This is a genomic window from Puia sp., assembly GCF_036500295.1.
Classification (GTDB): domain Bacteria; phylum Bacteroidota; class Bacteroidia; order Chitinophagales; family Chitinophagaceae; genus Puia.
Window position 1 is genome coordinate 1 of sequence record NZ_DASYCH010000124.1, and the last position, 10,511, is coordinate 10,511.

At 56.7% G+C, this 10,511-nt stretch carries 9 protein-coding genes; 7 read left to right on the plus strand and 2 right to left on the minus strand.

Annotated elements, in window-relative coordinates:
* A partial coding sequence (locus tag VGM48_RS22755; protein ID WP_331582841.1) for an inositol oxygenase family protein occupies nucleotides 1-376 on the plus strand: 376 nt, incomplete at its 5' end.
* A 29-nt stretch (nucleotides 377-405) separates the two neighbouring features.
* Here the strand turns inward: VGM48_RS22755 and VGM48_RS22760 are convergent.
* Nucleotides 406-2,196: a c-type cytochrome gene (locus tag VGM48_RS22760; RefSeq protein ID WP_331582843.1), complete on the minus strand. Its 1,791-nt coding sequence runs from the start codon at nucleotides 2,194-2,196 to the stop codon at nucleotides 406-408.
* Between the two features lie 86 nt (nucleotides 2,197-2,282).
* On the opposite strand from VGM48_RS22760, the gene VGM48_RS22765 reads away from it, so the two are divergent.
* The 5 genes from VGM48_RS22765 to VGM48_RS22785 all read left to right on the plus strand — a co-directional run bounded on the left by VGM48_RS22765 (nucleotide 2,283) and on the right by VGM48_RS22785 (nucleotide 8,139).
* A complete protein-coding gene (locus tag VGM48_RS22765) occupies nucleotides 2,283-3,725 on the plus strand; it encodes an alpha-L-fucosidase (protein ID WP_331582845.1) in 1,443 nt (480 codons plus the stop codon).
* Entirely contained in the window at nucleotides 3,715-6,099 is a 2,385-nt protein-coding gene (gene galA / locus VGM48_RS22770; RefSeq protein WP_331582847.1) for a beta-galactosidase GalA, read from the plus strand. Before VGM48_RS22765 ends, galA begins: the two co-directional genes overlap by 11 nt.
* A 20-nt stretch (nucleotides 6,100-6,119) precedes the next feature.
* Complete coding sequence (locus VGM48_RS22775; protein WP_331582849.1) at nucleotides 6,120-7,100, plus strand: sensor histidine kinase; 981 nt, start codon at nucleotides 6,120-6,122, stop codon at nucleotides 7,098-7,100.
* Entirely contained in the window at nucleotides 7,097-7,831 is a 735-nt protein-coding gene (locus VGM48_RS22780) for a LytTR family DNA-binding domain-containing protein (protein ID WP_331582851.1), read from the plus strand. Before VGM48_RS22775 ends, VGM48_RS22780 begins: the two co-directional genes overlap by 4 nt.
* Nucleotides 7,832-7,956: 125 nt before the next feature.
* Entirely contained in the window at nucleotides 7,957-8,139 is a 183-nt protein-coding gene (locus VGM48_RS22785; RefSeq protein ID WP_331582854.1) for a hypothetical protein, read from the plus strand.
* 13 nt (nucleotides 8,140-8,152) lie between these two features.
* On the opposite strand, the gene VGM48_RS22790 is transcribed toward VGM48_RS22785, so the two are convergent.
* The gene (locus VGM48_RS22790) at nucleotides 8,153-9,697 is read right to left on the minus strand and encodes a putative Ig domain-containing protein (protein WP_331582856.1); all 1,545 of its coding nucleotides are present in this window, start codon (nucleotides 9,695-9,697) and stop codon (nucleotides 8,153-8,155) included.
* A gap of 247 nt (nucleotides 9,698-9,944) precedes the next feature.
* Here VGM48_RS22790 and VGM48_RS22795 point away from each other — a divergent pair.
* A partial coding sequence (locus VGM48_RS22795; protein ID WP_331582859.1) for a sugar-binding domain-containing protein occupies nucleotides 9,945-10,511 on the plus strand: 567 nt, incomplete at its 3' end.

Sequence of the window (10,511 nt, forward strand, 5' to 3'; positions counted from 1 at the left end):
CGAATACTTTCAGTTGAATCCCGATAAGGATAACGAACAATATCAAACGAAATACGGGGTCTATAGCCCCAATTGCGGATTGCGCAATGTCCATCTCTCCTGGGGGCATGACGAATATGTCTATCAGATGATGAAGGATTACCTGCCGGAACCCGCATTGTATATGCTGCGCTACCACTCCTTTTATTCGCAGCACCGCGAACATGGCTATGATCACCTGATGGATGATCATGACCGCGAGATGTTCAAATGGGTAAACCTGTTCAATCCCTACGATCTTTATTCAAAGAATCCCACGCCGCCGAACTGGACGGAGCTGAAGCCTTACTATGAGGAGCTCGTCGCGAAGTATTTGCCGGCGAAGATCAGGTTTTGAGATGTTTCTTTATCTCATATAATGGGCCGTCATTTGTTGTGACTAGTGGTGTTCCGCACCTTCGTCACCTCCTCCGAAAGGATCGGCGTGCTGTCCTTGTTAAAACTTCTTTTTACATACGTGAGGATCGATGCGATGGCATGATCGTCGAGGAACGGGCCGTGCGCGGGCATGACCCCGTTAAAGGTCTTGCCGTTGACCTTTATCTCCCCCTGTAATCCGTGGAGCAGGACCTTGATCAGCCGGTCGTGCGGCCCGGTGACCCAGTCGGAGCCGACAAGCGGCGGATAGCGGCTGTTGTCGCCTTTGCCGTTACGCTGATGACAGCTGACACAATAGGAACCATAGAGGATATGCCCGGCCATTTCGCCGCCTTTACCCAAATTGTCGGTTTTCTCATCGGGCGTCCTGATGTAAGTGCGGGTGGCTGCGCGGGTTTCCATGGTGGCGAGATCGGCATCGCCAAATTTGCTGCGATCGCCTTTGTACATGACCCGCCAGATACGGCCCTTGTTGGACTCGCAGATATAAAGGGAGCCATCGGGGCCTTCCGCAAGACCCATCGGCCGAAAGACGGCATCGCTGGTATTGACTACCGTGTCGACGCCGGTGAAGCCATCGGCGAAGAGCTCCCATTTGCTCGTGGGCTTCCCTTTCTCAAAGGGAACAAAACACACGATATAGCCGGCCTGTGGAAACGGGGAGCGATCGGTTGACCCATGAAAGGCGATGAAGGCCCCTTTTTTATAATGGGCGGGAAACTGATCGCCCTGATAGAAGAGCAGGTCCATCGGCGCCCAGTGACCGGGGAAGCCCATGAGGGGTTTGTCGAATTTTTCGGCCCGGCCGACGATCTTCCCGTCGCCGCCATAGGCGGGCTGGAGCAGGTTCTTTCCCTGCATTGGGTCGTAATACGCATAAGGCCAGCCATAGTCGGACCCTTTCGTGACTTTCACGAAGGTCTCGCCGGGGAGGACCGCAGCCTGCCAGTCGGTAAAGAGGTTGGGATAGCGGGTGTGGAAGTTATCCATGCCGTTGACCACCGAATAGAGGGTGTTGTCGTCGGGATTCCAGCTGAGGCCGAGGACACTGCGTAATCCGGTGGCATATTTGATGCCGTCTTTTTGGGTCTGGCCGGATTTTGCGGCGTCGAACTGCCAGATGCCGGCGTGCCATTCGAGATCGGGAGAGGGGTCGAGGCCTTTGCCGCCGGGCATGCCGGCCGGGCCGACCGTTCGCAGATCCTGACCGCCGTCATCGGGGGCGCCGAACGGGATATACAGATGACCGGCATTGTCGAAAGCCAGAGGTTTCTGGCTGTGCCAGTGGCGGAAAAGGCCGGAGTCCTCGTCGATGAAGATGGTGTCGGTCCGGGGATCGGGCAGCAGCTGGCCGTCGACAAGTTTATTGCGGATGACATATTTTACGGTAGACGTATACAGGTAACCGTCATAGATGGACATTCCCGCGGGCAGCCCGCCTTCGTCCTTGTTGGCGCCGAAATAGCTGATGATATCCGCCTTCCCGTCATTGTTCTCATCACGGATGGCGACGGTGCCGCCTTTGCCGTGCATCGCCTCGTTATACGTGAGCTTTACATAGATATCGCCGTTGTGGTTAACGGCAAGATGGCGGGCGCGGCCGATGCTGTCAACGACCGTTACTGCTTCAAAGCCCCCGGGCAGGATGAGGCCGGCATTGCCCTTGTCCCCCGGCGGAAGCGGCAGGGGTTGACCGGATTCTTTGGCGGAGTTGCATTGGGTCAGAAAGGCCGCAAAGACGAGCGCCAGGAGGCGGGAAAGGTTAATGGTGCGTTTCAAGCAGTGCAAGTTTGGTTATTGCAAATTATTTGCAATTTGAAGATAGGTAATTTTTTTCGGCTAATTTCGGTGGAAACAACTCCTCCATGAGACGACTTCTCCTGCTTGCCTGCTTCCTCTTTTCCGTGGCGGGACTTGCTGCCCAGACCTATCAACCCAATTGGGAATCACTGGATAAGCGGCCGGTGCCGCAGTGGTACCGGGATGCCAAATTCGGCATCTTTATCCACTGGGGTGTCTATTCCGTGCCGGGGTTTACCCGCAAGGGACAATATGCGGAATGGTATCAGCATCAGCTGAACAACCACGACACGGCGGTCATCCGGTATCACAAGGCAAAGTTTGGCGAGAGGACCTATTATCAGCTGGCCGATGACTTCAAGGCGGAGCTGTTTGACCCGGCGGAATGGGCGAAGCTGATCGAAGGTTCGGGCGCAAAGTATGTCGTGCTGACATCGAAACACCACGACGGGTTTGCCAACTGGCCCAGCACAGCCACGGCGAAGGCCTGGACGATGCCCTGGAATGCTGCGGTGACGGGACCGCACCGGGACCTGCTGGGAGATCTTTTCGCCGCGATCCGCAAGACCTCGGTCCACCCGGGGATGTATTATTCGCTTTACGAATGGTATAACCCGATCTGGCTGAAAGACAAGCCGCGTTATGTCAAAGACTATATGCTACCGCAGATGCATGAGCTGATCGATACCTACCGTCCCGATGTGTTCTGGACGGACGGGGACTGGGAGGAGAGCGACACGCTTTTCCAGTCGCGGGAGTTTCTCGCCTGGCTTTATAATTCGAGCCCCGTAAAGGACCGGGTGGTGACCTTCGACCGGTGGGGTAAGGCCGTCCGGTTTCATCACGGCGCCGTATACACGCCAGAATACCAGCCGGATATGGATTTCAAAGACCATTACTTCGAGGAGAACCGCGGCATGGGTTTCTCCTATGGCTATAACCGGGCCGAGGACGCCTGGGATTATAATTCGGCGAGGTCGCTGGTGCTGCAGTTGATCGATAAGGTGAGCCGGGGCGGCAATTTCCTGCTGGATATCGGGCCGGATGAGCATGGGAAGATCCCGCCGATCATGGAAGAGCGGCTGCAGGAGATCGGCCGGTGGATGCAGGTTAACAGCGAAGCCATCTATGGTTCGGTCCGGTGGAAGACACCTTCGCAATGGGGACCGGGGAAGACAGATTACAAGCCGAAGAATGGCGGTGGCGACTTGCTGTTGAAACTGACGGTCGATCCCGACCCGGGGTACGCGGTAAAGGAGTGTTTCTTTACCTATAATCCGGCGAGAAAGGACCTCTATGTTTTGTTGCCGCGTTGGCAGTCGACCTTTACCGTCCATGACCTGGCGCTGCCGGCGGGGACGAAGATGGAGTTGCTGGAGACAAAGGAAGCGTTGAAGTGGAAGGCTGTCGGAAAAGATGTGGAGATCACGCTGCCGGCATACGACCCGAACAAGATCAAAAGCGAATATGTCTATGTTATTAAAATCCATTCAACCGATGCTAAATAAGTTATTATTGATTGCGGCCCTGTTGCCGCTGGGTGTTTTTGCACAGGAACGCCAACGGCAGAATTTTGACGAGGGCTGGAAATTCCATTTGGGCAATGCGGCCGACCCGCACCGGGACTTTAATTATTCGATCGGCAATATCCTCGCCAAGACGGGGGACGCCGCCAACACGGCGATCAAGCTGGACTTTGACGACCGGGACTGGGCGAATGTGGCTCTGCCGCATGACTGGGCGGTGGGACTATCGTTTGAGCATGTGCGGAATGGCGATGTGGATTCGCACGGGTATCATGCGGTGGGGGCTTTGTTTCCCGAGAACAGCATCGGCTGGTACCGGAAGGCATTCATACCGGACCGCAAGGACTCGGGGAAGCGGTTTGTCCTGCAGTTTGATGGAATCTTCCGGGATAGCAAAGTATGGATCAACAACTGTTATCTCGGCGGCCATTTCAGCGGGTATAGCGGATCGTCCTATGATATCACCGACTTCCTGCGGTTTAACGCGAAGAACGTCATCGTCGTACGGGTGGATGCCAGCCAGTACGAGGGCTGGTTCTATGAGGGGGCGGGGATCTACCGGCATGCGTGGATGAACGTGGTGAACAATATGCACCTGGCGCTGAACGGCGGGGTGTTTGTACATACGCATGACGGCCAGGTGACCATCGAAACCAAGGTCGAACGTGGCGAAGGCGTAGCGGGACCGGCGACTGTATCCGCCTATATCGTCGACCGCAAAGGCGCGGTAGTGGCGCGGGGAGAAGGGAATGCGGGGGGAGCCGGAATGGTGTTGAATGTCAGCCAGCCCGTCCTTTGGACATTGGACAATCCTTATTTATACCGGGCGATCGTACTGTTGCGAAGCGAGGGCCGGACGATGGACAGCGTCAATGTGCGGTTCGGCATCCGTACGGTGACCGTCGATGCCGATAAAGGGCTTTTATTGAACGGCGTGCCGGTGAAAATTCATGGCGTCTGCTGTCACCAGGACCACGCGGGTGTCGGAAGTGCGCTGCCGGATTACCTGCAATATTACCGGATCGGCCTGTTGAAGGAAATGGGGGTCAACGCCTATCGCAGCAGCCATAATGCACCCACTCCCGAACTCCTTGACGCCTGTGATAGTCTCGGCATGCTGGTGCTGGACGAGACGAGACTGCTCAACAGCGGGGCGGAATATGGGGCGGATTTCGAACAGCAGCTGCTGCGGGACCGGAACCATCCTTCGATATTTATGTGGAGCATCGGCAACGAAGAATGGATGATCCAGACCTCGAATACCGGTAAGTTGATCGCGCAACATCAGATCCTGCGCCAGCAGGAACTGGACCCCACGCGCACCTGTACCTATGCGGCAAACGTCGGCAACGTATTCCATGGGGTCAACGAAGTGATCCCGGTGCGCGGATTCAACTATAACCTCGGCGGTCTGGATGGATATCGCCGGGACCATCCCCATCAACCGATCATGGGTACGGAGGTGGCGAGTACGGTATCGACACGCGGCATTTATATAAAGGATACCGTCAACGCCTATGTGCCGGACTATGACAGCGTAGCGCCGCCATGGGCGAGCACGGCCGAGTATTGGTGGCGGATCGCCGCCGACCGGGAATGGTTTATGGGTGGGTTTGCCTGGACGGGATTTGATTACCGCGGCGAGCCGACACCTTTTCGGTGGCCGGATATCAATTCGCATTTTGGGATCATGGATATGTGCGGCTTCCCAAAGACGGTATATTACTACTACCAGAGTTGGTGGACGGATAAGGACGTACTGCATATCGCGCCAAACTGGAATCGCAGCGGCAAAGAAGAGGGGAAGCCCATGGCCGTTTGGGTGAACAGCAATGCCGACAATGTGGAGCTGTTTCTGAACGGAAAAGCTCTCGGGAAGAAAGAGATGCCGCGCAACGGTCATCTGGAGTGGATGGTGAACTATGCGCCGGGGAAGCTGGAAGCGGTGGCCTACAAGAAGGGAAGGAAGATAACGGCGATGGTGGAGACGACGGGGGAGCCCTACCGGATCGTCGTGACGCCCTCGAAGAATTCGCTGACGGCGGATGGCGAGGATGCGATAGTATATAATTGCAGTGTGGTCGATAAGCAGGGCCGAGAGGTGCCCGATGCGCAGAATATCCTGCATTTCACGATGCGCGGCGGCGGCGCCATCATCGGAGTCGGGAATGGCGATCCCAGCAGCCATGAGCCGGACCAGGTGTCGGGCGATGGCTGGCAGCGTCACTTATTCAATGGCCACTGCCAGGTGATCGTACGTGCAACGGTTAACCCGGGTGGGAACGGTGTTTTTTCCGCAACCGGTGATGGGCTTTTACCGGCGCAGGCGGAGGTAAAGTTGCAGGGAGTGAATTAAAATGCTTTATTTTATGTTCTATGGCGATGTCACCCGAAATAAAGAAGCAGGTTGCGGTGGCGCTTTATTCTTCTCTGGCCGTCAGTGTATTGACGACGACCCCGGTGTTCATTATGACGAAGGCCCCCTTCCATGAATTTCCCGGGGCACTGTTGTTCACGACGCTGATGTCGATCGCGATGTGGGCAGTGAATATCGGCCTGTTCCTTTTTTTCCGCCGCAGACGATGGGTGCGGTATGTGTTCAGTTTTCTGCTCAGTATGCTCCTGGCAGTGGGGATGTTTCATGGGCTGGCGTTTCCGCGGACCGGCGGGTTTGGGTCCATGACCACGGGTTTTTATTTTCATGTTATCCTCTTCTTTGCGGTGGATACGGTGTTGCTGATCATCCAGGACCTCGTGGTGGTCCGGGAGCGCAAGGCCGCCGTCGAACTGGAGAATGCACAGCTACGGATGCGGAACATGGAAGCGGTGAATCTGCAGTTGAAGCAGCAGGTCCAGCCCCATTTTCTTTTCAATTCGCTAAGCACCCTGAAGTCGCTGATCCGGCATTCCCCGGTGGATGCGGAAGCCTATGTGTTGAAATTGTCGGGCTTTTTGCGGAGTTCGATGGCGTCGCATGCGGCAACACTGGTAAGCGTGGAGGAGGAGGTGGCCTTGTGTATGGATTACCTGGAACTGCAACGGATTCGGTTTGGGGACGCGCTGCGCTTCTCGGTGGAAGTGCCGGTCAAAGGGGCCTTGCCCGTTTTCGCCCTGCAGGGCTTGATCGAGAATGCGATCAAACACAATGTACTGACGAGAGAACAGCCGCTTCGGATATGGCTGAAGGCCGACGATCGGTCCATACGCGTGACCAATAATTTGCAGTTGCGGGAAGATGCCGGCGGAGAGGGGACGGGGCTGGCAAATCTGCGCGAACGATATCGAATGCTCGGCGGCGGGGAGATCGTGGTGATAAAGACCGAAACCGAATTTTCAGTCGAAATACCGGTGTTATGAGGATCGTGATCATCGAAGATGAGCCTTTGACGGCGAAGGACCTGGCGGCCTGTATCTTGGCCGCAGAGCCGGCCGCGGAGATCGTGGCCAGTCTGGCGTCGGTGGCGGGGGCGCGGGCGTATTTCGACCGGCATGCCCCGCCTGATCTCATCTTCAGCGATATTCAACTGGGAGATGGAAAGAGTTTTGCCGTCTTTGAGCGGCTGATGCAGCTGGTGCCGGTGATCTTTTGTACAGCCTATGATGCCTATGCGCTGGAGGCGTTTCGCGCGGCCGGCATCGATTATATTCTGAAGCCTTTTGATGAGAAGACGGTGGGCGCCGCGATAGCCCGGTACAAGGCGTTGCGCGGGACGAGTGCGAGTGCCGGAGCCGTGGCGAATACCCCCTCCGTGGCGGGGTCGATATTAGTATATTATAAAGAGAAGATCCTGCCGGTGAAGCTGGAAGCCATCGCCTTGTTCTACCTGGAAAAAGAGCTCGTCCGGTTAATGGGATTCGATGGCAAGGGGTATATCGTGAACAAATCATTGGAAGAGCTGGAAGGACTGACAGGTTCGCGATTTTACCGGGCGAACCGGCAGTTCCTCGTGAACCGGGCGGCGATAAAAGATGTGTCGCAGTATTTCGGGCGCAAGCTGCTTCTGAACCTCTCTATTCCCTTCGGCGAGAAGATCACGGTGGGGCGGGTGAAGGTGAACGCTTTTTTGGGCTGGCTGGCGGACATTTGAGGACCGCGACCGGTCATTTCCCGGGCCATTTTGAGCAGTTGGGCAGGTTGTCGTTGCCGGCATGGGTGCGGGCAGGTATTTTCGTGCCGATAGTATTCTTATTTGTTGACCTAAAAAAGAAGAGTATGAGTACCAAGTTTGCCCTCATCGGCGTCGTGTCGCTCCTCGGTGCGGGTGTCGTCATGCACCATGCACATTTTTGCCCGTTGCAGAAGATGATGGCCGCGATCCATCACCAACATGCGCAGACGGTCGCCGTAAAGGCGCCGCCTCCCGCTGTTCCTGCGAAGACCGTCGCCCTACGGTAAAAGTACCCCCCCTCTAACGGGGGGTTATTTTTAGTAAGATCACGCCATGACGGCGGACATCGGCGCTGAATTCGGTATCGAAGACGCCGAGGTCTTTTTGTCGCCAGAGGTCGCGAACGATATGCGGACCGGTGATGCCGAGATCGGACCAGCGGACGGTGACGCGTTGTGTTGTGGTGCTGTCGCCGGGATAGAAGAGACCCACGGCCTTGCTGCCGTCCCCGAGGTCTTTTGCCATGACGCCCGCCTCGCCCTGAAGGGAAATGACGGTGGCCTGTTTGCCAAGGGGGTCCTGGTTGAGCGCGAGGACTTCGTCGTTGGTGAGGAGGCTGGTCGTAAAGGCATCCAGCTTCGTCAGATCGTTCCCGAGCAAGAGCGGAACGGACATAAGACACCAGGCGCTGACATGCGTATATTGCTCATCGGGAGTCAGCATCGTCGGTCTTGGCCCCTTCCCCCAGCCGACCCAGCCGACGATCATCATATCCGGGTCGTTCCAGTGACCGGGACCGCCATAAGGCGCCCATTTATCCTGGGTGAAGAGCCGGCTTTTAAGGCTCTTCCAGTTGTCGCGGATATCCCCGCCGGTACGCCAGCAGTTGGACCACTGCGCCCAGTCGGCGGCGCCGGCGAAAGGCGCGCTGTTGGAGAGGCTGAAGACGACGTCGCGGCCGCTGTTGCGGAGGGCTTCATACATCGCCCTGGTCTCGGGCAGCTCGATCGGGTTCCAATCATATTTAAGATAGTCGATCCCCCAGGCGGCAAACTGCCGGACGTCATTGGCGAGAAAGGAATAGGGGCCCATGGCGTACGGCAGTTGTTTTTTGTTGCGGGGGATATTGTCTTTCGTTCGCTCGAAAAGGCCTTCCGCATTGGTGGCCGAGCCGCCGATATGATGACCATAGGTCTCGACCCAGGGAGTGGAGTAGATGCCGATCTTCAGGCCGAGCCCATGAACCTGTTTGCAAAGGGCGCTGATATCGGGGAAGATGGTGGAGTCGGGGAGGATGCCGTGGTAAGCGCCGCCGCGGGCGCCCTGCCAGCAGTCATCGATATTCATATAGGTCCAGCCATGGTTGATCAACCCGCTTGTCACCATGGCTTTCGCGTTGGCGGCAACAAGTTCCTGGGTGATCTTGCTGGCGTAGATGTTCCAGCTGTTCCATCCCATGGGCGGGGTAAGCGCGATCTTCTCGCCGACGATGAGTTTGAATTTTTCGGTGGCCTGGCCGGCTTTGTTTTTCGCGTGAAGGGTGATGGCGTATTCGCCGGGTGTGGTGACGGCGCCGCTGAGGCGGCCGGTGGTCTTGTCGAGTTTTACCCCGGCGGGGAGCTTGTCGGCGGTGAAGATCATCGGCCGGGTGCCGGTGGCGGGGATGGTAAAGAGGATGGGGTGATCAGGGTGTACGCCGAAGATCCTGGGACTGTTGATACGGGGGATGGGTCCGGCTGCGGGCGTGAGGATATAGGGGGTCGTGGTGTCCCCGGGTGGGGGTAACTGCGCTTGTGTCGTGGTGGCAAAAGCCAGTAGTAAGCAAAGGAGGATGCGTGTAGGCATGGCGATCGTTATTTGTAGGATAAAAATAGGGGATTGGCCGGGTGTACAACGGAGAATGTTAAGATTGGGGAGTAGTTGGGTAATCGAGGAAACAGGCCAGGAATATTTATCGGATTGCCAATAAAGGGGAGTAAAGGTTGGGTGAAATTGCTTTTATTGCGCCGTGATGTATTTCCGCAAGATTTGTACCGCAGCCCTGTTTTTTTGCGCGGCCGTTGGCGGCGCCCGGGGGCAAGAATCCACTCGCTTGATCGACAATTGGGAGTTTATCCGGCAGGACATCGGCGGAGTCTGGGAGGCCGTGCGACCGGTGCCAGGCGGGGCCACCGGAGGGCCGGAAAGCGTTCCGGTCTGGCAGGCGGTGCGGTTGCCGCATTGTGTGAATGCGCGCGACGGCGTGGACCCGGATGGGAACTATTACCAGGGGCCGGCCTGGTACCGGACGATGCTGGCGGTGAAGAACCCCTATCCGGACGGGAGGGTGCTCCTGCATTTTGAAGGGGCGGGGCAGTCGACGGAGGTGTATGTATATACGACGAAGGTAGGAAGTCATGTGGGCGGATACGACGAGTGGACGGTGGATATCACCGATGCCGTGGCTGCCTGTGGACGGGATACCGCCTGTGTGCGGCGGTTTGGGGGAAGGATCCCGGTGGAGGTACGGACCGATAATAGCCGGGATGTCCAACGGATACCTTCTTCTATGTCGGATTTTTCTATTTACGGCGGGTTGTATCGATATGTGGATCTTGTGTATGTTCCGCCGGTTTCGTTTGCCGGGGTTTTTGCCGATGCGACGGTTTCAGGGAAAGAA

Bases quoted from the DNA above. Each gene is read 5' to 3' on its own strand.
- VGM48_RS22765 (WP_331582845.1), top strand. From the start codon at position 2,283: ATGAGACGACTTCTCCTGCTTGCCTGCTTCCTCTTTTCCGTGGCGGGA.
- galA (WP_331582847.1), top strand. From the start codon at position 3,715: ATGCTAAATAAGTTATTATTGATTGCGGCCCTGTTGCCGCTGGGTGTT.
- VGM48_RS22775 (WP_331582849.1), top strand. From the start codon at position 6,120: ATGGCGATGTCACCCGAAATAAAGAAGCAGGTTGCGGTGGCGCTTTAT.
- VGM48_RS22780 (WP_331582851.1), top strand. From the start codon at position 7,097: ATGAGGATCGTGATCATCGAAGATGAGCCTTTGACGGCGAAGGACCTG.
- VGM48_RS22785 (WP_331582854.1), top strand. From the start codon at position 7,957: ATGAGTACCAAGTTTGCCCTCATCGGCGTCGTGTCGCTCCTCGGTGCG.
- VGM48_RS22790 (WP_331582856.1), bottom strand. From the start codon at position 9,697: ATGCCTACACGCATCCTCCTTTGCTTACTACTGGCTTTTGCCACCACG.